This is a genomic window from Chelatococcus reniformis (assembly GCF_014640075.1).
Lineage (GTDB): Bacteria > Pseudomonadota > Alphaproteobacteria > Rhizobiales > Beijerinckiaceae > Camelimonas > Camelimonas reniformis.
The window spans coordinates 375,268-401,883 of sequence record NZ_BMGG01000004.1 but is presented as its reverse complement, the minus strand read 5'-3'; the positions used below and the strand labels follow the sequence as shown (position 1 = coordinate 401,883).

Annotated in this window: 24 protein-coding genes and 1 riboswitch; of the genes, 12 read left to right on the top strand and 12 right to left on the bottom strand. The window is 69.6% G+C overall.

Annotated elements, in window-relative coordinates:
* Positions 1 to 193: 193 nt before the first annotated feature.
* Entirely contained in the window at positions 194 to 1,432 is a 1,239-nt protein-coding gene (locus tag IEW34_RS12890) for an acetyl-CoA C-acetyltransferase (protein WP_188609590.1), read from the top strand.
* 96 nt (positions 1,433 to 1,528) lie between these two features.
* Here IEW34_RS12890 and IEW34_RS12885 read toward each other — a convergent pair whose 3' ends face one another.
* Positions 1,529 to 2,476: an NAD(P)H-dependent flavin oxidoreductase gene (locus IEW34_RS12885; RefSeq protein WP_188609589.1), complete on the bottom strand. Its 948-nt coding sequence runs from the start codon at positions 2,474 to 2,476 to the stop codon at positions 1,529 to 1,531.
* A gap of 2 nt (positions 2,477 to 2,478) precedes the next feature.
* A complete protein-coding gene (locus tag IEW34_RS12880) occupies positions 2,479 to 4,038 on the bottom strand; it encodes an AMP-binding protein (protein WP_244641949.1) in 1,560 nt (519 codons plus the stop codon).
* Positions 4,039 to 4,187: 149 nt separating this feature from the next.
* Between IEW34_RS12880 and IEW34_RS12875 the strand changes: the two genes are divergently transcribed.
* Together IEW34_RS12875 and IEW34_RS12870 are read left to right on the top strand one after the other, a co-directional pair.
* Positions 4,188 to 4,979 carry a VOC family protein gene (locus tag IEW34_RS12875; RefSeq protein WP_188609587.1) on the top strand — a complete coding sequence of 264 codons (792 nt, stop codon included), beginning with the start codon at positions 4,188 to 4,190 and terminating at the stop codon, positions 4,977 to 4,979.
* A 126-nt stretch (positions 4,980 to 5,105) separates the two neighbouring features.
* Entirely contained in the window at positions 5,106 to 5,393 is a 288-nt protein-coding gene (locus IEW34_RS12870) for a GIY-YIG nuclease family protein (RefSeq protein ID WP_188609586.1), read from the top strand.
* A gap of 111 nt (positions 5,394 to 5,504) precedes the next feature.
* Here IEW34_RS12870 and IEW34_RS12865 read toward each other — a convergent pair whose 3' ends face one another.
* Positions 5,505 to 6,506 (bottom strand): c-type cytochrome, encoded by a 1,002-nt coding sequence (locus tag IEW34_RS12865; protein WP_188609585.1) that lies wholly within the window; start codon positions 6,504 to 6,506, stop codon positions 5,505 to 5,507.
* Between the two features lie 173 nt (positions 6,507 to 6,679).
* On the opposite strand from IEW34_RS12865, the gene IEW34_RS12860 reads away from it, so the two are divergent.
* The 3 genes from IEW34_RS12860 (at position 6,680) to IEW34_RS12850 (ending at position 11,606) form a co-directional block, all read left to right on the top strand.
* Positions 6,680 to 7,825, top strand: coding sequence for an acyl-CoA dehydrogenase family protein (locus tag IEW34_RS12860; RefSeq protein ID WP_188609584.1), 1,146 nt, complete (start codon positions 6,680 to 6,682; stop codon positions 7,823 to 7,825).
* Between the two features lie 92 nt (positions 7,826 to 7,917).
* Positions 7,918 to 9,486, top strand: coding sequence for an acyl-CoA synthetase (locus IEW34_RS12855; RefSeq protein WP_188609583.1), 1,569 nt, complete (start codon positions 7,918 to 7,920; stop codon positions 9,484 to 9,486).
* 227 nt (positions 9,487 to 9,713) lie between these two features.
* Positions 9,714 to 11,606, top strand: coding sequence for an AMP-binding protein (locus tag IEW34_RS12850; RefSeq protein WP_188609582.1), 1,893 nt, complete (start codon positions 9,714 to 9,716; stop codon positions 11,604 to 11,606).
* A 131-nt stretch (positions 11,607 to 11,737) separates the two neighbouring features.
* On the opposite strand, the gene IEW34_RS12845 is transcribed toward IEW34_RS12850, so the two are convergent.
* From IEW34_RS12845 to IEW34_RS12830, 4 genes are all read right to left on the bottom strand, one after another.
* Positions 11,738 to 12,955 carry an acyl-CoA dehydrogenase family protein gene (locus tag IEW34_RS12845; protein WP_188609581.1) on the bottom strand — a complete coding sequence of 406 codons (1,218 nt, stop codon included), beginning with the start codon at positions 12,953 to 12,955 and terminating at the stop codon, positions 11,738 to 11,740.
* A 1-nt stretch (position 12,956) separates the two neighbouring features.
* A complete protein-coding gene (locus tag IEW34_RS12840) occupies positions 12,957 to 14,069 on the bottom strand; it encodes an acyl-CoA dehydrogenase family protein (RefSeq protein ID WP_188609580.1) in 1,113 nt (370 codons plus the stop codon).
* Between the two features lie 200 nt (positions 14,070 to 14,269).
* Positions 14,270 to 15,064, bottom strand: coding sequence for an enoyl-CoA hydratase/isomerase (locus IEW34_RS12835; protein ID WP_188609579.1), 795 nt, complete (start codon positions 15,062 to 15,064; stop codon positions 14,270 to 14,272).
* Between the two features lie 67 nt (positions 15,065 to 15,131).
* Positions 15,132 to 15,890, bottom strand: coding sequence for a 3-hydroxyacyl-CoA dehydrogenase (locus IEW34_RS12830; RefSeq protein ID WP_188609578.1), 759 nt, complete (start codon positions 15,888 to 15,890; stop codon positions 15,132 to 15,134).
* Between the two features lie 304 nt (positions 15,891 to 16,194).
* On the opposite strand from IEW34_RS12830, the gene IEW34_RS12825 reads away from it, so the two are divergent.
* A complete protein-coding gene (locus IEW34_RS12825; protein WP_188609577.1) occupies positions 16,195 to 16,830 on the top strand; it encodes a TetR/AcrR family transcriptional regulator in 636 nt (211 codons plus the stop codon).
* A gap of 66 nt (positions 16,831 to 16,896) precedes the next feature.
* A complete protein-coding gene (locus IEW34_RS12820; RefSeq protein WP_188609576.1) occupies positions 16,897 to 17,778 on the top strand; it encodes an SDR family oxidoreductase in 882 nt (293 codons plus the stop codon).
* A gap of 95 nt (positions 17,779 to 17,873) precedes the next feature.
* Here IEW34_RS12820 and IEW34_RS12815 read toward each other — a convergent pair whose 3' ends face one another.
* Genes IEW34_RS12815 through glyA form a run of 3 tightly spaced genes read right to left on the bottom strand, consistent with a single transcriptional unit; the run spans position 17,874 to position 20,688 of the window.
* On the bottom strand, positions 17,874 to 18,302 hold the full coding sequence (locus IEW34_RS12815) for a UCP034077 family protein (RefSeq protein ID WP_188609575.1): 429 nt from the start codon (positions 18,300 to 18,302) through the stop codon (positions 17,874 to 17,876).
* Between the two features lie 5 nt (positions 18,303 to 18,307).
* Positions 18,308 to 19,372 carry a DUF1176 domain-containing protein gene (locus IEW34_RS12810; protein ID WP_188609574.1) on the bottom strand — a complete coding sequence of 355 codons (1,065 nt, stop codon included), beginning with the start codon at positions 19,370 to 19,372 and terminating at the stop codon, positions 18,308 to 18,310.
* A gap of 50 nt (positions 19,373 to 19,422) precedes the next feature.
* Positions 19,423 to 20,688, bottom strand: coding sequence for a serine hydroxymethyltransferase (gene glyA, locus IEW34_RS12805; RefSeq protein ID WP_188609573.1), 1,266 nt, complete (start codon positions 20,686 to 20,688; stop codon positions 19,423 to 19,425).
* A 42-nt stretch (positions 20,689 to 20,730) separates the two neighbouring features.
* Positions 20,731 to 20,835, bottom strand: a riboswitch (ZMP/ZTP riboswitch).
* Between the two features lie 146 nt (positions 20,836 to 20,981).
* Here glyA and IEW34_RS12800 point away from each other — a divergent pair.
* On the top strand, positions 20,982 to 21,215 hold the full coding sequence (locus tag IEW34_RS12800; protein WP_188609572.1) for a hypothetical protein: 234 nt from the start codon (positions 20,982 to 20,984) through the stop codon (positions 21,213 to 21,215).
* Between the two features lie 31 nt (positions 21,216 to 21,246).
* On the opposite strand, the gene IEW34_RS12795 is transcribed toward IEW34_RS12800, so the two are convergent.
* Both IEW34_RS12795 and IEW34_RS12790 read right to left on the bottom strand, forming a co-directional pair.
* On the bottom strand, positions 21,247 to 22,014 hold the full coding sequence (locus IEW34_RS12795) for a YbaY family lipoprotein (protein WP_244641977.1): 768 nt from the start codon (positions 22,012 to 22,014) through the stop codon (positions 21,247 to 21,249).
* Between the two features lie 317 nt (positions 22,015 to 22,331).
* Positions 22,332 to 23,912, bottom strand: coding sequence for an AMP-binding protein (locus IEW34_RS12790; RefSeq protein WP_188609570.1), 1,581 nt, complete (start codon positions 23,910 to 23,912; stop codon positions 22,332 to 22,334).
* A gap of 290 nt (positions 23,913 to 24,202) precedes the next feature.
* Here IEW34_RS12790 and IEW34_RS12785 point away from each other — a divergent pair, with 290 nt between their 5' ends.
* The 3 genes from IEW34_RS12785 (at position 24,203) to IEW34_RS12775 (ending at position 26,581) form a co-directional block, all read left to right on the top strand.
* Entirely contained in the window at positions 24,203 to 24,757 is a 555-nt protein-coding gene (locus IEW34_RS12785) for an NADPH-dependent FMN reductase (RefSeq protein ID WP_188609569.1), read from the top strand.
* Positions 24,758 to 24,765: 8 nt separating this feature from the next.
* Entirely contained in the window at positions 24,766 to 25,668 is a 903-nt protein-coding gene (locus IEW34_RS12780) for an ROK family protein (RefSeq protein WP_188609568.1), read from the top strand.
* 100 nt (positions 25,669 to 25,768) lie between these two features.
* On the top strand, positions 25,769 to 26,581 hold the full coding sequence (locus IEW34_RS12775; RefSeq protein WP_188609567.1) for a crotonase/enoyl-CoA hydratase family protein: 813 nt from the start codon (positions 25,769 to 25,771) through the stop codon (positions 26,579 to 26,581).
* Positions 26,582 to 26,616: the final 35 nt, after the last annotated feature.

Genomic DNA, 26,616 nt, shown 5'->3' with positions numbered 1-26,616 from the left:
TGCGCCATCCTTCGCGCTAGAGCCGACGCTGCCTTCTTGGCCCATGCCGCCAAACCCGCGGCGACATGACTAACAACGGGCTTTGTTAGAGGGCTCAAAACCCCTTTCTCATCCGGGGCGGGCATGTCTATGCTCCCGGCGCAAACCGGATGTCGGTCCATGGGGCCCCGGAAACGAAAGAGGAAAACGCTAGATGACCGAAGCATGGATCATCGACGCCTGCCGCACGCCGCGCGGCATTGGCAAATATCCCAAGGGCGCGCTGTCCGAAATTCACCCCCAGCACCTCGGCGCGACCGTGCTGAAGGCCCTGGCCGAGCGCAATAGCCTCAACACCGCCGAGGTCGATGACGTGATCTGGGGAACCAGCGCCCAGGTTGGTCCGCAGGGCGGGGATCTTGGCCGCATGTCGGCGCTGACGGCGGGTTACGATGTGACCAGCAGCGGCGTCACCCTTGACCGCTTCTGCGGCTCCGGCATCACCGCCGTCAACTTCGGCGCCGCGAGCGTGATGTCGGGGTTGTCTGACCTTGTGGTCGCCGGCGGTTGCGAGATGATGTCGATGCCGCTGCGTCGTGGGCCCAACGACGGCCCGCCGGTCATGGACCGCGGCAATCTCGAGTTGCGGGCCCTGCATCCGCAGTCGAACCAGGGCGTCTGCGCCGACGCCATCGCCAGCCTTGAAGGCATCACACGGGAGGACACCGACCGTCTGGCGCTGGAAAGCCAGCGTCGCGCTGATGTCGCCATCCGTGAAGGGCGCTTCGACCGGAGCGTGGTCCCGGTTTATCGCCAGGACGGGACGGTTGCGCTGGATCGTGAGGAGTTCCCCCGGCCGAGCACCACCCTTGAGGGGCTTGCCGCGCTGAAACCTTCGTTCGAGGCGCTGGCCGAAATGCAGGTCGACGACAGCGGCGCCACCTATCGCAGCCTGATCCTGCAGAAGTACCCCGGGCTGGACATCGTGCCGATCCATCATCCCGGCAACTCGTCCGGTGTGGTCGACGGGTCGGGCGCGGTGCTGCTGGCGAGCCCCGACTATGCGAAGTCGCGTGGCCTGAAGCCGCGGGCGCGGGTTGTGGCCATGGGCAACCAGGGCGATGATCCGACGCTGATGCTGAACGCGCCGGTCCCCTCGGCCCGTCGGGTGCTCGCCAAGGCGGGCCTGACCGTTGATGATATCGATCTGTTCGAGATCAACGAGGCTTTCGCGGTGGTCGCGGAGAAGTTTATCCGCGACCTGAAGCTCGATCGTGACAAGGTCAATGTGAATGGCGGAGCGATGGCGCTTGGCCACCCGATCGGCGCCACGGGGGCGATGCTGATCGGCACGGTGCTCGATGAGCTGGAGCGGCGTGACCTGAAGCGCGGTCTTGTGACCATGTGCGCGGGCGGCGGCATGGCGCCGGCGATCATCATCGAGCGGATCTGAACGTATCCGGCCTCGCCAACTTCAGTGCAGAATCCGTTCATTTCGCGTGAACGGATTCTGCTTCAAGGGCCTGTTGAGACGCGGGCGCGCCCAGACTCACCCCAACCGCCCCTTCGCCCCCGCGTAATCCCGCGCCAGCGCCTCCACCAGCTCCGCCACCGGCTGCACGGCGGTGACGCCCGACACCGAGTGGCCGGCGCTCCACACGTCGACCCAGCGGCGGGGGCCGGCGCCGCCGGGGCCGAACATCTCCCTGGCGCTCCGCAGGGTGATCGACTCGTCGAGGTTGTCCGGATCGAGGCCGGCGGCGAGGATCGAGGGGCGCAGCATGTTGGTCTGCAGGCCGGAGAAAGCCTTGGTCAGCAGCACGTCATCCATGGAGGCGCCGACCAGCATGTCCTTGTAGCCCTGGGCCGCCAGGCTCTCGGCCGTGGCGATGAAGGGCGTGCCCATGTAGGCGAGGTCGCAGCCCAGCACCTCGGCGGCGAGCAGGGCGTGGCCGTCGACCACGCCGCCGGCGAGCACGATCGGCCCGTCGAACATGGCGCGCACGGCGCGCACGAAGGCGAAGCCGTTCATCCAGCCGGTCTGGCCGCCGGCGCCGGCGGTGAGCAGCACCAGCCCGTCGGCGCCTGCCGCGATCGCCTTCTCGGCGTGCTTCAGCGTGGCGACATCGGCCAGCACCAGAGCGCCGATGTCGTGTAGTGGCGCGGTCACGGCGGCGGGCGAGCCGACGCTGGTGATGACGATCTCCACCTTGTGCCTGATCAGCACGGCGAGGTCGTCGGCCATGTGCGGCGAGCGGATGATCAGGTTGGGGCACCAGGGGGCATAAGGGGCGCCGGCATTCGCCTCGCGTACCTCCGCCGCGATGCGCGTCAGCCAGTCGTCGAGGCCCTCCGGCCCGCCCGCATTGGCGGTGGGGAAGGCGCCGATGACGCCGGCGCGGCAGGCGGCGCTGACCAGCGCCGGCCCGGAGACGCGCAGCATCGGCGCGGCGATGAGGGGCAGGCGCAGGCGCGCCTTGAGCTTGGCATCGAGCATGATCAGCCCACCATCCGCTGCTGGCCGGCCCAGTAGCGGGCGCGCAGCACCTTCTTGTCCACCTTGCCGACGGCGGTGGTGGGCAATTCATCGAGGAACTCGACCTGCTTGGGCGCCTGGGTCGAGCCCTTGCGGCTCTTGACCAGGGCGATCAGCTCCTCGCCGGAGACCTCGGCGCCCGGGCGGCGCACGATCAGCGCCGTCACCGCTTCCCCCCACTTTTCGTCCGGCACGCCGATCACCGCCGCCATGGCGACGCCGGGGTGGCTGGTCAGCGCATCCTCCACCTCGCGCGGGAAGACGTTGAAGCCGCCGGTGACGATCATGTCCTTCTTGCGGTCGACGATGTAGAGGTAGCCGCGCTCGTCGGCGCGGGCGACGTCGCCGGTGTGCAGCCAGCCGCCCTTGAAGGCGGCCTCGGTCTGCTCCGGCCGCTTCCAGTAGGTGTCCATCACCTGCGGGGCGCGCACGCAGATCTCGCCGGCCTCGCCCTGGGGCACCTCGCGGCCCTCCTCGTCGAGCAGCACCACCGAGCAGCCGGCGACCGGCGTGCCGCAGGCGGCGAACAGTTCGGGACTCGCCCTGTCGTGGTCGGCCTTGCGCAGCACCGAGATCGGATAGCACTCGGACTGGCCGTAGAGCTGGGAGAACACCGGGCCGATGCGCTCCAGCCCCTCCAGCAGCCGCGTCGGCGACATGGGCGAAGCGCCGTAAAGCACCAGCTCGAGCGACGACAGGTCGGTCGCGTCGAGCTTGGGATGATCCAGCAGCACGTAGACCATCGTCGGCACGAACAGGGTGAAGTTGATGCGCTCGCGGGCGATGGTGGCGAGCACCTTCTCCGGATCGAAGCTCTTCATCAGGTGCACGGTGCCGCCGCGGATCAGCGTCGGCAGCACCTTGGTGCCGGCCACGTGGCTGATCGGGGCGACCGCGAGGTAGCTCGGGGCCTGCGGCAGCTCGAAGTCGGAGAGCACGGCGGCGGTGATGGCGCTGGCGGCGCTGTGGCTGCGCAACACGCCCTTGGATTTGCCGGTGGTGCCGCCGGTGAAGCCGAGCACGCAGGCGTCGTCCGGGCGAGCCAGGTCCTTGGCCGTCACGGAGCCGGCGGCGGCCGCGAGCTGCATGATGTCAGGGCCGAAATCGGCCGCCGCCCCCAGCGCGAAGACATGGGCGAGCCCGGCGCGTGCCTTTAGTTCGCCGCCGCGGGCGGCGTAGCTCACCGCATCGACGATAAGCACCTGGATCTCGGCGTCGGCCAGTTGGTCGAGATGGTCGTCGACGGAACCCAGCGGATGCAGGGGCGTGGTGCGCAGCGCCAGGGCCTGGGCGGCGACGCTGCAGCACCACGTCTCCCAGCGATTGGCGGTGAGCACGGCGACGCCCGCGCCGCGGGGCAGGTTCAGGCCCGCGAGCACGTGCTGCAGCTGGCCGATCACGTTGGCCACATGCGCATAGGTGATGCGGGCTACCTCCGTCGCGAAGGCGATGCGGTCGGGGTAGCGCCGGAGCGTCCGGAGCGTCTGTGTGCCGGTGGTCGGCTCCTGCTGCAAATAGCTCAATGCTTCCTCCGCCTCGCGGTTATGCTGTTGGCCCCGGTTGTGGCGCAGCACGGGCGGGTTTGGCAATGGTGATCGCGCGAGGGATGGCTTGACCCGGCCATCCATCCGACTGCACAAGTTCCATAACCGAACGGACAGTGGAGGATGCCATGATCGAGGGCCTGCGGGATGTGACGCTGGCGGGGCGCGACACGGGCGAGGCCCTCGGCGCCTACGAGGCGCTGCTCGGGGTGCCGCCGACGCTCGCGGACGGGCATGCACCGCGCTTTCGCCTGGCCAACATGGACCTCGCGGTGGCGCCCGGCGCAGCCGACCGCCTCCACGGCCTCACTTTCACGGTGAAGGGCCTGGACCATGCGGAGCGGCTGCTCGCCAATCGCGGCGTCGCCACCGCGGCCTTCGCTTCGGCGGACGAGGCCGCCTTCGGCAGCGCCGGAGCCGAGCCCGGCCCGCGCCGCATCATCGATGCGGCAGCGAGCCACGGCGTGCACGTGGCGCTCGTCGAGGCGCCCCCGCGCGACACCGTGGTCTGGGCGCAGCCGAGCCTCGATGCGCCGGGCACCATCGTGGGGCTCGACCACGTGGTCCTGCGCACGCCCGCGCCGGAGCGGGCGCTCGCCTTCTATGGGGCGCGCCTCGGCCTCAGCCTGCGCTTCGACCAGACCTATGCCGACTGGGGCAGCCGCATCATGCTGTTCCGCTGCGGCGACCTGATCGTCGAGGTGGTGCACGACGTCAAGAAGGGTGTCTCGGAGGGTCCCGACGACCTCTGGGGCTTCTCTTGGCGCACCAGCGACATCGAGGCGGCGCGCATCCGCCTCGCCGGCGCCGGCTTCGCCGTCTCCGAACTGCGCAGCGGCCGCCGCCCCGGCTCCCAGGTCTTCACCGTCCGCGACGGCACGCTTGGCATCCCCACCATCGTCATCGGCGGCGAGGGGTAAACGCGCGGAGAGTTGCTCGATGGAGCTGCATGGCCGCGTTCAAGCTCGGCCATGACGGCATTTCGGTGGGGCAAGCCTTCCCCGCGTCATGCCCGGGCTTGACCCGGGCATCCATCCACTGGGTCTATGACCGGCTGGGTCTACCTCATGACCAACAAGACGCACGGCACGCTCTACGTCGGCGTGACGAGCAATTTGCGTCGCCGCGCCTTCGAGCATCGCTCGGGGCAATACGACAGCTTTAGTCGCAGATATGGCCTGAAGCATCTCGTGCTCTACGAGGAATATCCCGATATCCGATTGGCCATCCAGCGCGAGCACAACATCAAGCATTGGCCGCGCGACTGGAAGATTGACCTGATCAACAAGGCCAACCCCGAGTGGGCCGATCTGTATGAGGATCTCTCGTTTTAGATGGATGGCCGGGTCAAGCCCGGCCATGACGGCATCAGTGTGAAGCTTCAACATGCCGGCGTCACGGCCTGTCCGGCCCTGGCCCTTCATCGACTTGGAATATCCTGCATCCTACTTCCGCGCTGCGTCGAGCGCCTTCACCTTGGCTGCGATCGGGCCGAACGGCCCGTATTTGTGCTGCTGCTCGGAGAAACCGTCGGCGTAGGGCCCGTACGGGGTGTCGATGGGCTTGGCGAGCTTGTCCGGGAAGTCGGCGGCGAGGTCGGCCTTGTGCGGGCGGGGTTGCGAGACGACGTAGGCGGCGACGTCCCAGGCGTCCTCGACGCCGAGCACCGGGGCGGTCCAGTCGGTGCCGTTGGGCATGTTGGCGTGCACGAAGTTGGCGGCGGTGATCAGCCGGTTCATGCCGGCGCCGTCGTTGAAGCTGTCCGGGCCCCACAGCGGCGGCACCAGGTAGCCCAGCGCGTCGCCGGGCAGGCCGCGGCGCAGACCCTCGCCGCCGCTGCGGTGGCAGAGCGCGCATTTGTCCGCATAGATGGCCCTGCCGCGTGCGGGATCGGCGGCGCGGGCGAGTTCTGGCATGCGGCCGGCGCCCTTGCCGATGACCTCGGCGTCGGCCCTGATGCCGGTCGACAGGATGTCGAGGTAGCTCACCAGGGCGCGCATCTCGGTGAGGCCGGCGGGCATCGGCCGGCCGTTCATGCTGCGCGTCATACAGCCGTTGAGCCGCTCGACCAGCGAGGCGGGAGCGCCGCTCCGGGCGCTGTAGGCGGGGTAGTCCGCGGCGGCACCGATCACCGGCAAGCCGAATTTCTTGAAGCCGCCGTTCAGGTGGCAGTTCTTGCAGGCGAGATTGTTGCCGGCGAAGCGCTTGGCGGGATCGGCGACCTCCGGCCCGACGTGCGCATAGGTCGCCTCGAAGATCGAGCGGCCGTAGCGGGCGAGCCGCCCGCGCTCGTCGTCGGGCAGCCTTTCGACGCTCGGGATGTCCCATACCCGCACCGGCAGCACCTCCTTGCCTGCCGGCTTCGCCGGCTCGGCGGCCGATGTCGCGGCAAGCGCCGCGAGCCCGATCAGGGCTGCGGTCGCCGCCGCGCCCAAGCCTCTGCCCATGACGTCCCCCTCCCCTCGCGGCCGCGCCGACGCGCGCGGCCGCCCCGCCCGCAGGTTAGAACGGTTTCAGCTGCGACGACCAGGGCAGACCGTTGTCGAGCAATCGTTTGATAGATATAGCTGCCGGAATACGCAGACCCCTGGGGGGCGGGGACGAACAGCAGGAGTGGACGGTGAGCGAGCCGAGGCCTTACGAAACCGAAGACGTGGTGATCTTCCGCGAGCAGGCGCGGCGCTTCTTCGAGCGAGAGTGCGCCCCGCATCTGGACCGCTGGGAAGACCAGGGCATCATCGACCGCGAGATCTGGACCAAGGCGGGCGAGCAGGGCCTGCTGTGCGCCTCGATTCCGGAGGAATACGGCGGCGCCGGCGGCAACTTCGCCCACGAGAAGGTGCTGGTCGAGGAGCAGATCAAGGCCGGCATCTCCGGCTGGGGCAACGGCGTGCACTCCGGCATCGTCGCCCACTACCTCTTGCACTACGGCTCCGAGGACCAGAAGCGCACCTGGCTGCCCAAGCTCGCCACCGGCGAGATCGTGGCCGGCATCGCCATGACCGAGCCGGGCACCGGTTCGGACCTCCAGGGCGTGCGCACGAGTGCCAAGCGCGACGGCAACCAGTATGTCATCAACGGTGCCAAGACCTTCATCACCAACGGCCAGACCGCCAACCTGATCTGCGTGGTGGCCAAGACCGATCCGGCGCAGGGCGCCAAGGGTATCTCGCTGATCGTGGTCGAGACCGACAAGGTCGAGGGCTTCCGCCGCGGCCGCAACCTCGACAAGATCGGCCAGCATTCCGCCGACACCTCGGAGCTGTTCTTCGACGAGGTGCGGGTGCCGACCGCCAACCTGCTCGGCGACCGCGAGGGACTGGGCTTCGTCCAGTTGATGCAGCAGCTGCCGCAGGAGCGGCTGATCATCGCCGTCCAGGCGGTCGCCGCCATGGAACGGGCGCTCGATCTCACCGCCGATTACGTCAAGCAGCGCACCGCTTTCGGCAAGCGCCTGCTGGATTTCCAGAACACGCGCTTCAAGCTGGCCGAGGTGAAGACCCACGCGCGCATCGCCCGGGTGTTCGTGGAGCATTGCACCGAACTGTTGCTCGTCGGCAAGCTCGACGTGGAAACAGTCTGCATGGCCAAGTGGTGGACCACGGACATGGAGAACAAGATCATCGACGAGTGCCTGCAGCTGTTCGGCGGCTACGGCTACATGCGCGAATACCCAATTTCGCGCATGTACACGGATGCGCGCGTGCAGCGCATCTACGGCGGCACCACCGAGATCATGAAAGAGCTGATCGGCCGCACCATCTAAGCCGCAGTTGAAACGACGCGCCGCCCGGCCAGCCACACCGGCTAGGTGGGCGGGTCGTTTGCCCGCACATTTCCTCCGGGAGCCATCCGCCGATGACCCATCCGTCCATTCACGCCCAGACCACGCCGGAGAAGCCCGCCTACATCATGGCGCGCACCGGCGAGACGGTCACCTACGGGGAGCTCGAGGCCCGCTCCAACCAGGCCGCGCAGCTGTTCCGCTCGCTCGGCCTCAAGCCCGGTGACCACATCGCCGTGCTGCTCGAGAACAACGCGCGCTTTTACGAGGTGCTGTGGGGCGCCCAGCGCTCCGGCCTCTACTACACGGCGATCTCCAGCCACCTGAAGCCCGAGGAGGTCGGTTACATCGTCGGCGACTGCGGCGCCAAGGTGTTCATCACCTCCGGCAAGTTCGCCGACCGCGCCGGCGAGCTCAAATCGCTGCTCAAGCCCGGCACCGTCTGCTACATGATGGCGGGCGAAGCCGAGGGCTTCCAGGCGTGGGAACCGGCGGTGGGCGCGCAGCCGACCACGCCGATCGCCGACCAGGTGCTCGGCTACGACATGCTCTATTCGTCGGGCACCACGGGCAAGCCCAAGGGCGTGAAGAAGGCCTTCCTCAACGAGCCATTCACCAAGATCAACCCGTTTCTCGATCTGCTCTGCGGCAAGATGTGCGGCATGAACAGCGAGTCGATCTATCTATCGCCGGCGCCGCTCTACCATGCCGCGCCGCTGCGTTTCAACATGATGGTGATGAGCTACGGCGGCACATCGGTCATCATGGACAAGTTCGACGCCGAAGACTATCTGCGACTGGTGGAGCAATACAAGGCCACCCACTCGCAACTGGTGCCGACGATGTTCATCCGCATGCTCAAGCTGCCGGAGGACGTGCGCACCAGGTATGACATCTCCTCGCTCAAGGGCGCCGTGCATGCCGCCGCCCCCTGCCCGGTGGAGGTGAAGCAGCAGATGATCGCCTGGTGGGGCCCCATCCTGGTCGAATACTATGCGGGCAGCGAGGGTAACGGCTCGACCGTCATCTCCTCCAAGGAGGCCCTGGAGCGTCCCGGCTCGGTCGGCCGCTCGCTGGTGGGCGAGGTGAAGATCGTCGGCGAGGACGGCGAGGTGGTGCCTACGGGGGAGATCGGCCAGATCTACTTCGCCGGCGCGCCCGAGTTCAGCTACCACAACGACCCGGAGAAGACGAAGAGCGCCTACAACGACAAGGGCTGGTCGTCGCTCGGCGACGTCGGCTACCTCGATCAGGAGGGCTACCTCTTCCTCACCGACCGCAAGGCCTACATGATCATCTCCGGCGGCGTGAACATCTACCCGCAGGAGACCGAGGACGCGCTCATCGGCCACCCCAAGGTGACGGACGCGGCGGTGTTCGGCGTGCCCAACGACGAGTTCGGCGAGGAGGTGAAGGCCGTGGTGCAGCTGGCGCCGGGCATTGCGCCCAGCCCCGCGCTCGCCGCCGAGCTGATGGACTACTGCCGCGGCCGGCTGTCGCCGATCAAATGCCCGAAGTCCATCGACTTCGAGGCCGAGCTGCCGCGCAGCCCCACCGGCAAGCTCTACAAGCGCCTGCTGCGTGACCGCTACTGGCCGAGCGACCGCGGCCCGGCGCAGATGGCGGCCGCGCCCGCCACTTAGTCCTTGTACGATGGATGGCCGGGTCAAGCCCGGCCATGACGGCGGGAAGGTCGCGGCATACCCTGTGGCGTCATGGCCGGGCTTCCACCCGGCCATCCATCCACTCGGCAGCCTGTTCCGCGCATCGCTTTTGCGTCCCGCCGGCGAGGCGCTATAGGTAGAGCCCGACTTGAGCGCCGCGCGCTCGCACAACAACAGGCTGCATGGCCTCACGGGAGAGAGACGAGATGGTCGCGAGCTCGCTGCCGCCGTTCCGCAAGATCAATTTCATGAGCCGCGACATCGAGCTGGAGCGTCGCGACGACGGTTCCATGGTCATGCGCTCGCGCCACGAGCTGAAGCCGTACGAGCGGCACGTGCCGGCCTATCTGGAGCATTGGGCCAAGGCGACGCCGGACAACGTCTGGCTGGCCCAGCGTCGCGGGCCGGAACGCCCCTGGCGCAAGGTCAGCTTCGGCGAGGCCAAGGGCATCGTCGACGGCCTGACCCAGGCGCTGCTCAACCTGGGCCTCGCCGAGGACCGGCCGGTGATGATCCTCTCCGGCAACTCGCTCGAGCACGCCTTCATGACCCAGGCGGCGATGCAGGCCCGCTTGCCGGCCGCCCCCGTGTCGCCCGGCTACTCCCTGATGAGCGACGAGTTCACCAAGCTCAAGCACGTCTTCAACCTGCTCACCCCCGGCGTGATCATGGTGCAGGACGGCCCGCCCTTCGAGCGTGCGCTCAAGGCGCTGGACCTGACCGGCGTCACGGTGGTGCACGTGGAGCGGCCGGTGCCCGGCATCGCCAGCGTGTCCTACACGGAATGGGAGAGCACGCCGGTGACGGAGGCGGTGGCGCGCTCGATCGCCGCCATCGGCCCGAAGACCATCGGCAAGCTGCTGTTCACCTCCGGCTCCACCGGCATGCCGAAGGCCGTCATCAACACCCAAGAGATGATGACCGCCAACGTCGCCATGGGCCAGCAGGCGGCGCCGCCGGAGCCGGGCGCCGTACGCCGCACCGTGCTCGACTGGCTGCCCTGGAACCACACCATGGGCGGCAACTCGATGTTCAATGCGGTGCTCGCCGACGGCGGCATGCTCTACATCGACGACGGCCGGCCGGTGCCCGGACAGTTCGACGAAACCTTGCGCAATCTGCGCGAGGTCTCGCCCACTTACTACGTCAACGTGCCGGCCGGTTACGCGGCACTGGCCTCGGCGCTCGAAGGCGACGAAAGCCTCTGCAACAGCTTCTTCAAGAATGTGCGCCAGCTGGCCTATGGCGGCGCCACGCTGTCAGACGATCTCTACGACCGCATGCAGGCGCTGGCGATCAAATACACCGGCCATCGCCTGGTGTTCTCCACCGGCTGGGGCTGCACCGAGACGGCCCCGACCGCCACCTCGACCTATTGGGAGACCGAGCGCGTCGGCCTGATCGGCCTGCCCTTCGCCGGCATCGAGCTCAAGATGATCCCGGCCGGCAACAAATACGAGTTGCGCCTGCGCGGCATCACGGTGACGCCGGGCTACTACCGCCAGCCGGAGCTGACGCAGAAGGCCTTCGACGAGGAAGGCTTCTACAAGATCGGCGACGCCGGCATCATGGTGAACCTGGACAAGCCGGAGGAAGGCCTGATCTTCGCCGGCCGCGTGGTGGAGGACTTCAAGCTCTCCACGGGTACCTTCGTGCACGTGGGTTCGCTGCGCATCGCCGCCGTCGCCGCCGCCTCGCCGGTGATCCAGGATGCGGTCATCGCCGGCCAGGACAAGGACTTCATCGCCATCCTCGCCTGGCCCAACGTGCTGGCCTGCCGCCAGCTCGCCGGCCTGCCCGAGGCGGGCGCCGAGGAACTCATCCGGCACCCGGCGGTGATCGCCCGTCTGAAGGAGGGCCTGGAGGCCTACAACGCCGACAACCCGGGCTCCAGCACCACGGTCTCGCGCGCCTTGCTGATGAGCGAGCCGCCGTCGGTCGACGGCAACGAAATCACCGACAAGGGCTACATCAACCAGCGCGCCACGCTGGAGCGCCGGGCCGCCCTGGTGGACCAGCTGTTCGCCGAGCCGCCGGGCGCCGACGTCGTCGTCCTCGGCAAGCGCGCCGCCTCCGGCAGCCGCGTGGCGGCGGAATAGGCTGCCCTTACGTCGATGGATGGTCGGGCCAAGCCCGACCAGGACGACGTTGGAATGGAAGGCGCCTCATCTCCAGCGTCATGGCCGGGCTCGACCCGGCCATCCATCCAACTGGGAAAACGTCGGCCGCCTCACCCCCCGCGCACCTGCCGGAACGGGACGTCGCGATCGACCTCCGGTTCCTTGGGCAGCCCGAGCACGCGCTCGCCGATGATGTTGCGCTGGATCTGATCGGTGCCCCCTCCGATCGACGTGAAATAGGCATTCAGGCTCAGAAAGTTGGCGTCCTCGGCGCGGGGATGGCCCGGGCCTTCGAGCAGGCTCTCGGGGCCGAGCAGCGCCGTGCGCAGGCGCGCCTCCTCGTGCAGGATGCGCGACATGGCGAGCTTGCCGAGGCTCATGATCGGCGACGAGGTGCCCTGCGCCAGATCCGCCTTGGCGCGGGCCGTGTTGAGAGCATTGAGCTTCTTGTAGGCCACCACCCGGGCAAGCTCCTGGCGGATCAACGGATCGCCCAGCTTGCCCGCCTCGCGCGCCAGCGCGATCAGCGGCTCCTCCGCGGTGCTCTCCGCCGCGCCGCTGCGTGGGCCGCGCGCCTGCTCGCCCATCAGCGAGCGCTCGTAGGCGAGCGCTGTCTGCAGCACGCTCCAGCCCTGGCCGAGGTCGCCCAATTGGTTGGCCGCCGGCACGATGGCGTCGGTGAGGAACACCTCGTTGAAGTGGCTCTCGTTGGTGACCTGCCGCAGCGGCCGCACGTCGACGCCCGGCTGCTTCATCGGGCAGAAGAAGAAGCTGATGCCCTGGTGCTTGGGCACGTCCCAGTCGGTGCGCGCCACGAGCATGCCGTACTCGGCCGTGGCGGCATTGGAGGTCCACACCTTCTGGCCGTTGACCACGAAGTGATCACCATGCGCCGCGTCGCTGCGCCGCTCCGCGCGGGTGCGCAGCCCGGCGAGGTCGGAGCCGGCGCCGGGCTCGCTGTAGAGCAGGCACATGCCCACCTCGCCGCGCAGCAGCCGCGGCACCAGCTTCTGCTTCAGCTCCGGCTGGCCGTAGGCGAGCAGCGTATTGGCCCACAGGTTGGTGCGGTCCTGCCCGCTGCCCGGCGCGCCGACGGCCGCGAAGGCCCGCTCGATGATGCGCGCCTGCCCGTCCGGCAGCCCGCGCCCGCCCCACTCGGCCGGCCAGCGCGGCACCGCCCATCGCGCCTCGACCACCTTGGCGAGCCACTGCCGGTGTCCCGCGGCGTCGACGGGCGCGCCCGACCAGTTGGCGGCGAGCCAGGAGCGCACCTCCTGGGCGAGCGCCTCGTCTGCATCGGGAGTTTGCGATGTGTCGACGTCAGCCATCTCAACCTCCCAATTGCTGCACGTAGCGGTCGCGATAGAACGCAGGGGTTCCGAAGAGCTGCGCATCGGCGCGGGCGCGGCGCAGGTAGAGATGCGCCGGATGCGCCCAGGTGAAGGCGATGCCGCCATGCATCTGCACCGCCGTGGCGGTGATGGTGGAAAAGGCGTCGGCGCAGGCGAAGGCCGCCAGGCTGATCGACGCGTCCCGGTCGGGCGCACCCTCGGCAAGGGCCTGCGCCGCATGGCGCGCGGCGGAGATGGCGCTCTCCGCCTCCAGCAGCAGGTCGGCTGCCATGTGCTTGATCGCCTGGAAGCTGCCGATGGCGCGGCCGAACTGCACGCGCGTCTTGGCGTAGTCGACGGTAAACTCGAGCACCCGGCGCCCCGCCCCGGCCTGCTCGCCGGCAAGCGCGACGCGGGCGAGGTCCAGTGCCTGCTCCACAGCATCCCACGCACCCCCGCGGGCCGCCAGTCGGCGCGCCGGCACGCCGGCAAAGCGGATCTGCGCCAGCCGCAAGGTATGGTCGAAGGTGGGCAGGGCCGTCGTTGCAAGCCCCGCGGCGCCGGTCGCGACCTCGAAGACGGCGAGGCCGTCGGGCGCATTGGCCGCGACCAGGAACACGTCGGCGTTCTGCCCGTGGGTGACATAGGAGGCTTCGCCATCGAGACGCCAGCCGTCGCCGGCGGCGGTGGCGGTCACGGCGACACCTTCCGGTGTCCAAGTGCCGGACGTCCCGGTGATGGCAACGGTGGCAATGGCCGAGCCGTCGGCGATGCGCGGCAGCAGCCGGGCCTGCGCGTCCGCATCCCCGAGCGCCTGGAGCAAGCCGGCAGCCAGCACGCCGCTGGAGAGCAGCGGGCCGCAGAGCAGGGCCGCGCCCACCTCCTCCATGACGAGCTCCAGCTCCATCGGGCCGGCGCCGGTGCCGCCGTGAGCCTCATCGATCAACAGGCCGACGACGCCCAGTTCGGCGAGCTGGCGCCAAAGCGAGGGGTCGTAGCCCGCGGGCAGTTCCATTGTGCGCCGCACCTCGGCCTCGGTGCTGCGGTCGGCGAGCAGACGGCGCACCTGGTCCTGGAACGCCAGCCGCTCCTCGCGCGCGAGGGTCGCCATGGGTCGCTTCTCCCTGCCCGACGTCATGGCCGGGCTTGACCCGGCCATTCATCCGCTCGGCAAACAGCTCGGCGTAGGGTCGGGCGTGTTGGTTATTGGCAGTTTGTCAGCCGCGCGTCGCGCACAACGCAGCGCGCGACGGCATTCGTTCTTGAGGGATGGATGGCCGGGTCAAGCCCGGCCATGACTCCCGCGGGGGCTCAGCGCCCCTTGAAGGCGGCCGGACGCTTCTGCAGGAAGGCCTGCACGCCCTCCTTGAAGTCCTCGGACCGGCCGGCGACGCCCTGGCTCTGGCGCTCCAGATCGAGCTGCTCCTCGAACGAGTTCTCGGTCGCCTCCCAGTAGAGCTTGCGGATCAGGCCGAGCGACACGGTCGGGCCGTTGGCGAGGTCGGTCGCAAGCTTCAGCGTCTCGCCCATCAGCTCGCCATCGTCGTAGACGCGGTTGACCAGGCCCCACTCCAGCGCCTTCTCTGCCGGCAGGCGGTCGCCCAGCAGCGACAGCTCGAGCGAGCGGGCGCGGCCGACGAGGCGCGGCAGGATCCATGTCGAGCCGCAGTCGGGCACCAGGCCGATGCGACGGAAGGCCTGCATGAAATAGGCCGAGCGGGCGCACAGGATCAGGTCGCCGATCAGCGCGAAGCTCATGCCGGCGCCGGCCGCCGGGCCGTTCACGGCGGTGACGATGGGGCAGTGCAGGTTGCGTAGCCGGCGCAATATCGGGTGGTACACCGTCTCGAGCGCGGAGCCGGCGTCGGTCTTGCCGCCCTCGCGCTTGCCCATGTCGCCCTGCAGGTTGGCGCCGGCGCAGAAGGCGCGGCCCTCGCCCGTGAGCACCAGGCAGCGCACGCCCTTGGCGGGATCGGTGATCTCGTCCAAGGCCGTATTGAAATCGGCGAGCAGCGGCGGCGACAACGCGTTCAGCACCTCCTGGTGGTTGAACGCCAGCACGGCCACCGGGCCATCGATGGTGAGCTTCATCCGTTCCAAGGTCATGGGTCGTCCTCCTGTCCCTATGGACCGATGGCCGGGCCAGCCCGGCCATCCATCGCGATTTGCTTTATTACCGCGGCGCCATGCGGATGGCGCCGTCGAGGCGGATGGTCTCGCCGTTCAGCATGGGGTTCTCGACGATCTGCACGGCCAGCGCCGCGTATTCCGACGGGTCGCCCAGGCGCGAGGGGAACGGCACCTGGGCGCCCAGGCTCTTGCGGGCCTCCTCGCTCAGGCTCATCAGGAGCGGCGTCAGGAACAGGCCCGGCGCGATGGTGTTGACGCGAATGCCGACCTGCGCCAGGTCGCGGGCGATCGGCAGGGTCATGCCGACGACGCCGCCCTTGGAAGCCGAGTAGGCCGCCTGCCCGATCTGGCCGTCATAGGCCGCGACCGAGGCGGTGTTGACGATCACGCCGCGCTCTTCGCCGTGCGGATCGAGCGCTGCCATGCCCTCGGCAGCGAGCCGGATCATATTGAAGGTGCCGATCAGGTTGACCTTGATCACCCGGCTGAACTGGTCCAGCGGGTGCGCGCCGGTCTTGCTGACGGTCTTGATGGCGGCGCCGATGCCGGCGCAGTTGATCAAGACGCGCGCCGGCCCATGTGCCTTGGCGGCCTCGGCGAAGACGGCCTTGGCGTCCTCCTCGCTCGACACGTCGGCCTTCAACGCCAGGCCGCCGATGTCGGCGGCGACCGCCTTGGCCTTGTCCTCCTGCAGGTCGACGATGGCGACCTTGGCGCCCCTGGCCGCCAGCGCGCGGGCCGTCGCCTCGCCGAGGCCCGAGCCGCCGCCGGTGACGACCGCCGCAATTCCCTTGATGTCCATGCCGTTCTTCCCGTCGCTCGGGCCGGCGTTTCGCCTGGGCCCGCCTCTCTCGTGGTCCGCCGGCGCCGCGGCACCGGAGCCTGCCACGGGTATCAGGCAAGGTCGCCGACCCGTCAACCTATCGTTTGTTTGACCCGCCACGGGTAGCGTAGGCAATATGCGCGGCCAAGCGGGCCGATGCGGATGGCGAGCTGTGGACAGGCGCCGCCGCGCCGGGTGCGGACCGTGACCGTCACCGGCGCCGGCGGCAAGATTGCTGGTTGAGAATCGCGGCCCCGGCCGTGGCGTAAGAGGGGGAGTGGGCATGGCGAGGACAACCGTTCGGGCGCGCCGGGACGCGGATCGGGCCGGCGCCGACGCGGGCGCCGCCGAGCGACGCAAGCAGATCCTCACGGAGGCTGGCCGCCTGTTCGCCAAACAGGGCTTCGAGGGCACCTCGATGCGGGAGATCGCCGCCGCCACCGGCCTGCTCTCGGGCTCGCTCTACTACCATTTCGCCTCCAAGGAGGAGCTGTTCGTCGCCGTCTACGAGGCCAACATCCGTGCCGTGGGAGAGGCCGTGGAGGGCGCGATCGAGGGGATCGACGATCCGTGGGAGTGCTTCGAGGCCGCGGCCATCGCCCATTGCGAGGCGCTGCTGACCGGCGAGAAGACGTCGATCCTCGATGCCAAGTTTCCGCCGGTGCTCGCCCAGGTGAGATCCCAGCTGATCCGGGCCCGGGACGAGCACGAGCGGCTGTTCGACCGGCTCATCGCCCCGCTCGACCTTGCGGCGGACATCGACCGCGTGCTGTTTCGCCTGCACGTGCTCGGTGCCCTCAACAGCGCCATCCTCTGGTACAAACCCTCGTCCCGGCTGACGCCGGCGGATGTCGCGCGCCACGTGATCAAGGTGTTGCGCTATGCCCGCCAGGGCGCGGCGACGGCCGAGGTCCGGTAGCGAATCGACAAGCCGCACCGACAAGCCAAAATCGACAAGCCAAATCGACAAGCAAAGGGGAACGCCATGTTCAAGGACAACCTGCTCGCCGGCAAGCGCATCCTGGTCACCGGGGGCGGCACCGGGCTCGGCAAGGCCATGGCCGACGGCTTCATGGGGCTCGGCGCCGACGTGGTCATCTGCGGCCGCCGCAAGGGCGTGTGCGACGAGACGGCGGCGGAGCTCACCGCCAAGCATCCGGGGCGCAAGGTCGCCACCTACGGCGTCGACATCCGCGACTTCCAGGCGGTCGACGCCATGGTCGAGGACGTCTTCACCTCCGGCCCGCTCACCGGCCTGGTCAACAACGCCGCCGGCAACTTCGTTTCGCGCACCGAGGATCTCACCCCCGGCGGCTTCAACGCCATCGCCAACATCGTCATGCACGGCACGTTCTACGTGACCCATGCCATCGGCAAGCGCTGGATCGCCGACGGCCATCCCGGCAGCGTCGTCTCGATCCTGACCACCTGGGTGCGCAACGGCGGCCCCTTCGTCGTGCCCTCCGCCATGAGCAAGGCGGCGGTCAACGTCATGACCCAGTCGCTTGCCACCGAGTGGGGCCGCTACGGCATCCGCCTCAACGCCATCGCGCCGGGCGAGATACCGACCGAGGGCATGAGCAAGCGCCTCAACCCGGGCGAGCAGCCGGGCGAGCGCACCGTCAAGATGAACCCGCTGGGCCGTATCGGCACTTTCGAGGACCTGCAGAACCTCGCGACCTTCCTGATCTCGGACGGATCGGGCTGGATCAACGGCGAACTGGTGGCGCTCGACGGCGGCCAGGCATTGGGCACCGGCGGCAATTTCTACACCCCGTTGCGCGGCTGGGCCGATGCGGACTGGCAGAAGGCGCGCGAACTGATCATGGCGCAGAACGAGAAGGACCGGAAACAGCGCACGGCGTGAGACCCTCGCCCGGGTCGTGGGGCCGCGCCTCGCGGCCCTTGAGCGAGCGCCGCGCGCACGCTCAGCCGGTGCGGGCTCGGGGCCTGACCGGCGCCTCAGAGCGGCGTCTGCTTGGCCCGCGATTGCAGACGGATGGCGATGAGGCGCTCGCCGAAGCCGCGGCTCAGCGTCTCCGCCATGTTGAGCGGCGTGCAGTCGGCCACCGCCTGGATCGCCGCTGCGATGAATTGTTTCTGCAAGTCGAGCGGCCCGGGGATCTTGGAATAGGTGATCATCGGCTTGCCGCGCACCGCACCGGTGTGGGTCAGCATGAAGCGCAGCGTCACCTCCCACCCCGCCGTGCCGGCCGGTGGGCGCCAGCAGCGGCTGATGGCCGGCCCCAGTTCCTTCGCCGAAGTCACCAGCGGCTTGGCCGCCTGGCCCTCGGCCGCCACCGGCAGGGCCGGCGCGAGCGCCGCGCCGCCGGCCAATGCGAATGCTGCGCAGAGGCGCCATGCCGGATCGCGCGGGGATGTCGCCCCCATCGTCGTCATCTCCGTGGGTTCGTCTGCGCCCGCAACAGCACCGGCCAGTCGTCCGGCGGCACGCCGCCGCAAGCCCGCATCTCGGCGATGCGGACCGGCCGGAAGGCCGAACCGTCCCAGGCCCAGTCGGCGATCACGCCGCAATCGCCGAGGCCCCGCCCCTTGTTGAGCGCGGTGATGGCGAGGCCGTCCGCACGGAGGGCCGGGTTGACCAGCACGTGCCCGTCGTCGTGCGGGTCGGCGCCCGGCAGCGCAAACTTGAGAGCGGTGGGCGCACCGGCTCCGACTCGCCAGAAGCTGTAGCCCCAGTTGTAGGCGGCCGCGAAGGCGCAGACGCCCCACAGCACCTCGCCGGCCGACAGCCGGATCACCAGGTCGTCGCCCGGGCAACCCTTGTCCTTGGGTTTCGGCACACCCGCCGGGCGCCGGCCGGGCTTGTCGATCACGGTCATCCGCATCGCGGCCACGGCCGGCAACGCCGGGACCGGCGGCTCGGCAGCCGCCGAGGCGCCGCCGTGGTCGACCAGCGCCGTTTCGGTGCCGGTCCGCTTCTGCTGATCGTCCATGAACAACAGGGCGGCCGCTGCCCCCGCCAGCGAGACCTTGACCTCTTGCACCGCCTTGGTGCCGTCGAAGAGCGTGAGGGTGACGGCGTGGGCCAGGCGTAGCGCCTCGATGAAGCCACGCGCCGACGGCCCCCTGAGGACCAGCGACACCTGACCGTCCTGAAGCCGGGCCGGCCGGTGATCGACCGCCGGGGCGCCCTGGCCGTCCACGACCACCGTCAGCGCCGCGTCCTTCGGCTCGGCCGCCTCGACCATGACGGAGAAGCGCACCACGGGCTCGGCTGCGGCCGCGCCGCCGCGCTCGATCCTGAGGAAGCCGCCCGTGCCCTGATCGGCCATCAGCCCCAGTGCTGTGCAGCCGCGCAGGTTGTCGCAGCCGATCACCCAATCCTTGAAGCCGCGCAAGGGCCCCGACGCCGGGACCTGCGCGACGGCGGGCGCCGCCGCCAGGGCGGCCGCCGCGACCATGCCGAGAGCGCCCGACCACCGCGATCGCGCCGTCATGCGTGCTCCAGGCCGCTCGCCAGTTGAGCCCTGCGCCATCGGAAGACGGCTCAGCCCGAAACGCCCGGCACCGGATGGCTCCGGCACAGGGCCCTGACCTCCGCGCGGATCGCCGCGAGGCCGGCGCCGTCGTCCGGCCGGCGCAACGTGCGCACGATCCAGCCCGCGAGCCGCCCCATGGCCTGCGGGTCCATGCCGCGCGTCGTGCACGCCGGCGTGCCGAGGCGGATGCCGCTCGGCCGCAGCGGCGGGCGCGGATCGTCAGGGATGATCTGCTTGTTGGTGGTGATGCCGACGCGGTCCAGCGCCTCCTCGGCGGCGCGCCCGTCGAGCCCGAAGCTCGCGACGGTGTCGAGCACCATGAGGTGGTTGTCGGTGCCGCCGGTCACCAGCTTGGCGCCCTCCGCCATCAGCGCCGCAGCCAGCGCCTTGGCATTGTCGAGCGTGGCCTGCGCATAGCGGCGGAAATCCGCCTCCTGCGCCTTCTTGAAGGTCACCGCCGCGCCGGCAATGACGTTCATGTGCGGCCCGCCCTGCAGGCCGGGGAAGACGGCGGCGTCGATCGCCCCGGCGTGCGCGGCCTTGGAGAGAATCAGGCCGCCGCGCGGCCCGCGCAGGGATTTGTGCGTCGTCGTGGTCACCACGTCGAAGCCGGCATCGAGCGGATTGCGCATGACATCGGCGGCGACCAGCCCGCCGATGTGGGAGATGTCGGCCATGGTGAGCGCGCCCACCTCGTCGGCGATCTGCTTGAACGAGGCGTAGTCGTAGTCGCGCGGATAGGAGGAATAGCCGCACAGCACCAGCTGCGGCCGGATCTCCAACGCAAGCTGGCGCAGCGCGTCGAAATCGATGGTCCCACCCTGCTGCGGCGCCGTCTTGTAGCGGACGAAATTGAACACCTTGCCCATGTGCGAGACGGGCGCGCCGTGGGTGAGATGGCCGCCGTGGGAGAGGTCCATGGCCAGCACCGTGTCACCGGGCTTGAGGAAGGCGAAATACACCGCCTGGTTCATGGGCGAGCCGGACAGCGGCTGCACGTTGGCGTGCTCGGCCCGGAACAGGGCGCAGGCCCGCTCGCAGGCGATGCGCTCGATGCGGTCGGTGAACTCCTGGCCGCCATAGTAGCGCCGGCCCGGGTAGCCCTCGGAGTATTTGTTGGTGAGCACCGAGCCCAGCGCGGCCAGCACTTCGGGATAGGTGTAGTTTTCCGACGGGATCATCTCGATCCCGTCGACCTGCCGGTGCTCCTCGCCGGCGATAGCCTGGGCGACGGCGGGATCGAACGCATCGAGTTGCTGGCGATACACGTCCATGGGGCCACGTCCTTTACATACAAAGGATGGACCGGTCGGCCGACCGGCTGCCCAGGCGAACGGCGTGTCTGCGCGCCCGTCACGGACGGACGCCTGGCCGCGCTCCCCGATGGTGTCCCATCTCACTCGCCAGTCGCGCGGCGGAGCCCTTATAGCGGCACGGGGGCGCGGGCGGCAAGCCGATGCCGCCGTCGGTCCGGCGCCGCCCGCGCGGCGGGCCTGCCGAACCGTTCATTCCATTGACGCGTTCAGGCCCCATATGGACGTTGATTTGCTGATCCGGAGGATACCCGATGCGCCGCGCTCTTGCCCTTTCCGCCGCCCTCGCCCTATGGGGCGCGGCCGTTGCTCCAGCCGCCGCCCGTCCCGCCAGCTGGACCCAGCAGCGCCAGGCGGAGACCTACACGCAGCGCAGCAGCGCCGAGCAATGCGAGCGCAGCTGCTCGTCCGACTACTCGCCGTGCGACCCGCTGGAGTACAAGCTCGCCGACGGGCGTTGCCAGAACTCCACCAGCGGCGGCCGCTGACCGCCGCTGTGCGCCCTCGCCGAGCCGCGGCTCACATGCGCGTGAACACCACGAGCGGCCGGTTTTCGCCATCGAGGAGCACGAGCTTGCGCCGCTTGGGGTCGACCCGCCAAGCGCGAGCGCCCGCGAGGGCGGCGAAGAACTTGGTCTCCTGATTCATGGCCGCCGGCGTGCAGGCCATGTTGGTGCTGGCGAGCGGCCCGAAGCTGATCCGGTCCCCCGTGATCGTGGCGCGGCCACTCATGCGGTTGCAGCCGCCGCTGCCGGAGACGCGGCCGTCCGCGGCAATCTCCAGCACGCTTTGCAGCCGGTCGATGACACCGGCGCCGCGGATATCCTCGGCGAGCCAGCGCCCGGCCGGGTGTGCGGCGGCGCGGGCGCGGGCGCGGGGGCGCACGCGGGTGCGGACCCGCTGGACGAGGATATCGGTGCGATTGGCGCCGCCGGCGAATATGGAATGACGCGTCGTCGACGTGAACCAGAGCGCGCCGTCGACCAGGATGCGTGCGCGCAGCGCGTAGCTGCGGCCCGGCCGGATCGCCGCATCGTCGAACGTCAGGGTGTAGGGAACAGGAACCTGCCCGGACGGGGATATGGACTCCCGCGCGATGATTCCGGCCGGCGCATCGGCGCGCGAGACGTCCTCGAGCGTCACCTCGACGACGGCCCCCGGCGGCAGCGCCATTCGCTCGCGGTAGAAGACCGTGCCGCTCAGGGACGCAGGCTTCGCCCCGGCCACCGCGGAATAGCCCAGGAGGCCGAACGCCGCCACCGCGGCCAGGGCCGCTCGCCGGTTCATGCTGTGCAAGACAAGCCTCCTCACCCCGTCGCTCGGCACCGCTGCCGCGAGGTGACGAGCGGCAGTCCCGAGCGCTCTGATACGGGCTGACTGACGATCCTCAAAGCACGTTCCGGCGCGCCGGCGCCGACAGTTCAGTTATCTGGCACCAAATACGGCGGCGGCGAGCCGACAATTTGACGACTTCAACATCGCCGCGCGGGACCCGGCTGCGCGCCTGCCCGGTCTATTGTCATAATCTCGCGGAGATCAGGGCGGCTGACCCGGATCATCGTGTGCCGGGCGACCCGCCGCCGCTCTCACCACCCCCCGCCGGATCACACCAGCAGCTTGCGCAGCTCCGCCTTGGCGATCTTCTCGAGCGTCGAGCGCGGGAGTTCGCTCACCACGCGCACCTCCCGCGGCACTTTGAAGTCGGCCAGCTGGGCACGGCAGGCGGCGAGGATCGTCTCGGCGAAGTCCGGTGCCACATCGTTGTCCGCGAGCGGCAGCACGAAGGCCACCGGCACCTCGTCCAGCATCGGGTGCTTCTGGGCGACGACGGCCACCTCGCTGATGCCGGGCACGGTGAGGATCACGCGCTCGATCTCGGAGGCGGCGACATTCTCACCGCCGACCTTGAGCATGTCCTTGGACCGGTCAGCGAAGATGAAGAAGCCGTCCTCGGCGAGGGTCACCCGGTCTCCCGTGATGAAATAGCCGTCCTCGGTGAAGGCGTCGCGGGTCGCCGTCTCGTTGTCGGCGTATTCGGCGAACAGCGACAGGCCGGGGATGCCGCGGATGAGGAAATCGCCGGTCTCGCCCGGGCCGAGTTCGGCCCCGTTCCCATCGACGATCTTGACCTGATACTCGGGCGCGCAGCGGCCCATGGACATGGAGCGGTTGTAGCCGCGCACCTCGCCGATGGTGCCGTGGGTGATCGTCTCGGTCATGCCCCACCAGCCGAGCGTCTTGATGCGGAAGTGCGCATCCCAGGGCGCCTCGCAGACGCCGTTGCCCCACAGCCGGTAGCTGTGCGCGGGCGGCACCTCGTGGGCCATCAGCGCCTTGCAGGCGAAGGGGATCATCGAGGCCCAGGTGCAGCCGTGCTTGAGCGACACCGGCCAGAAGCGCGAGGCCGAGAAGCGCGGCTGCACCACGCAGCCGGCACCGGCCCACAGCGCCGCCAGCACGGAATAGGCCTGCGCATTGGTGTGGAACAGCGGCATGGTGACCATGTGCACGTCCTCGGAGCGCAGGTCCTCGTGCACCGCATTGACCTTGGCGCCCCACAGCGCGTTGGCGTGCGTCCACAGCACCGCCTTGGGCCGCGAGGTGGTGCCCGAGGTGAACTGGATGGAGAACGGCGCCAGGGGGTCGTGCGGCCGCGCCGGCAGGTCGGCGGGATCGGCGTCGATGGCGGCGAAGCGGGCCTCGGCCTGAGGCCGGTTGGCGCCGGCATCCTCGCCGTTATCCGTGTCGGTCACGGCGATCCACCCGAGGTCGGGACAGGAGCGGCCCACCAGCTCGGCGAAGCGGGGCTGGGTGATGGCGGCGACGGCGCGGCTGTGGGCGGCGTAATAGGTCAGCTCCTCGGCGCTGGAGCGGGCGTTCGTGGTCACCGCCACGGCCCCGGCGTAGGCGCAGCCGAGCCACGACAGGATCGCCTCCGGGCAGTTGTCGAGGTGCACCAGCACGCGGTCACCGGGTTTGACGCGGCGGCGATGAAGCCCGGCTGCAAAGCGCGCGGCACGGTCGGCGAACGCCCTGTAGGTCCAGGTCAACCCCTCGCCGACGAACGGCTCCCAGATGATGAACGGCCGATCGCCCGTTGCCTCGGCCCGGTAGTGGATGAGGCTGCGGATATCCATCGCCGCGAAGGGGTGGCCTCGGCCGGGCACGAGCTTTTGTCTGGTCATCTGGTCTCCTCCCGCGCATGCCCGTCTCGTGGCCAGGCCCGGCTCGTTCCCGAGATGGGGCCTGATGCCGTGCCCGGACGGATCACAACGCTCGAAACGTTTGCCAACCTAGAGCGGCGGCGGCGGGGGGTTGTCAAGCCGGCTGCCCGTGCCGCCTCGGTGTCACCGCACGCCCATCCTCTCGAGCCGGCGCCCTCTTCGATCAGTTGCCGGCGTGTGGACAGCACTTCCGCCTCGGCGCTACTTGAGTCGACGCAGGGCCGTCGCGGCCAGTCGGCAGGAGCATCGCCATGCACAAAGTCGCGGTCATCGTCGGAAGCAAGCGCCCAGCCTCGGTAAACCGGAAGCTTGCCAGGGCCATCGCCAAGCTTGCGGCGCCCAAGCTCGCCTTCACGTTCGTCGATATTGCCGGCTTGCCGATGTACGACGACGACCTGTGGCAGGATCCGCCGGCCGGCGTGCTGCGCTTCAAGGCCGAGGTCGAGGCTGCCGACGCGGTGCTCATCGCCACGCCCGAATACAACCGCTCCATCCCGGCTTTGCTCAAGAACGCCATCGACTGGGGTTCGCGCCCCTACGGCAAGAGCTCCTGGACCGGCAAGCCCACCGCCGTCATCGGCGCGAGCCCGGGTGTCATCGGCACCGCCGCCGCCCAGCAGCACCTGAAGGCGATCGTTCCGGTTCTCGGCGGCCACCTGCTGCCGCAGCCGGAGGTCTATTTCTCCATGCGGCCCGGCCTGATCGACGACAATGACGAGGTTACCAACGCCGACACCAAGGCATTCCTGGAGGGCTTCGTCGCCAAGTTCGCCGCCTTCGTCGCCCTGATGCGGCCGGCCGGCTGACGGCGGCCATGCGCATCGGCATCGACTTCGGCGGCACCAAGATCGAGGCGATCGCGCTCGGCCTTGCGGGCGACACGCGCGCCCGCCAGCGCATGGCCACGCCGCGCGGCGACTATGCGGGCTCGATCGCCGCCGTCGTCGGCCTGGTGACCGCCATCGAGCGCGCCGCCGGGGCCTCCGGCACGGTCGGCGTTGGCATCCCCGGCACCATCTCGCCGGCCACGGGCCTCGTCAAGAACGCCAATTCGACCTGGCTCATCGGCCGCCCGCTCCAGCAGGACCTGGAGGCCGCGCTCGGCCGGCCGGTCCGCATCGAGAACGACGCCAACTGCCTCGCCGTGTCCGAAGCGGTCGACGGCGCCGGCGCCGGGGCGGCGGTGGTCTGGGCGGTCATCCTGGGCACCGGCGTGGGGTCCGGCATCGCCGTGGGCGGGCGCGCGCTTCCGGGCCGGCAGCGCATCGCCGGCGAATGGGGCCACAATCCGCTGCCCTGGCCCACCGACGCCGAGCGCCCGGGACCGGCGTGCTATTGCGGCCGGCACGGCTGCATCGAGACCTTCCTCAGCGGGCCGGGCTTCGCCGCGGACCATGCCGCTCGCACCGGCACCGCGGCGATCGCCAGCCACGACATCGTCGCCGCCATGCGGACCGGCGATGCCACCGCCGCGGCGAGCTTCGACATCTACCTCGACCGGCTGGCGCGCGGCCTCGCCCACGTCGTCAACATCCTCGACCCGGACGTGATCGTGCTGGGCGGCGGCCTGTCGAACGTCGACGAGCTCTACGCCAAGCTGCCCGACCGCGTCGGCGACCTCGTCTTCTCGGACGGATTCGAGACGCCGATCCGGCGCGGCGCCCACGGCGACAGCTCGGGCGTGCGCGGAGCCGCCTGGCTCTGGAATGACCCTTGACAACGGCGGCCCGCTTCTGGCCATCGTCGGCGAACAATCGATCGAATGCTTGTTTGGCACGTGCGGTGCCGGGCGGCGCAGCAAAGGGACGGACAGCGCGATGCAGGGACGGATCTCGATCAGGGTCACCGACGGCGTGGCCGACGTGAAGCTCACGCGGTCGGAGAAAATGAACGCGCTCGACCACGGCATGTTCGAGGCTCTGGTGGAGGCCGGCGAAAAGCTCAAGGCCGACCGCTCGGTGCGCGTCGTGGTGCTGTCGGGCGAAGGCCGCGCCTTCTGCGCCGGCCTCGACATGGGCAACTTCTCCAACATGGCCGAAGGCTCGGGCGGCAAGGCGGTCCCGCGGGACCTGATCGCCCGCACCCACGGCGCCGCCAACCGGCCGCAATATGCGGTCTGGGTCTGGCGCGAACTGCCCGTGCCGGTGATCGCCGCGGTGCACGGCGTCGCCTTCGGCGGCGGCTTCCAGCTCGCGCTCGGCGCCGACATCCGCTACGTCGCCCCCGACACCCGCATGTCGGTCATGGAGATCAAGTGGGGCCTGGTGCCGGACATGGCCGGCACGCAGCTGATGCGGCACCTGGCGCGCGAGGACATCGTGCGCGAGCTGACCTACACCGGGCGCGTCTTCACCGGGCAGGAGGCGTTCGCCATGGGCTTTGCCACCCGCGTGACGGACGAGCCCTATGGCGATGCCATGACGACCGCCCGCGAGATCGCCAGCAAGAGCCCCGACGCCATCCGGGCCTCCAAGCGCATCCTCAACTCGGCCGTCATCACCCAGCCGGTCGACGGGCTGACGTCGGAAGCTGCCGAGCAGCAGGTGCTGATCGGCAGCCCCAACCAGGTCGAGGCCATCATGTCGAACCTGGAGAAGCGCGCGCCGCGCTACGCCGACCCGGCGGCCTGACCGATCCACGCCTCCATCGCCCGTCGCCCGGCCGC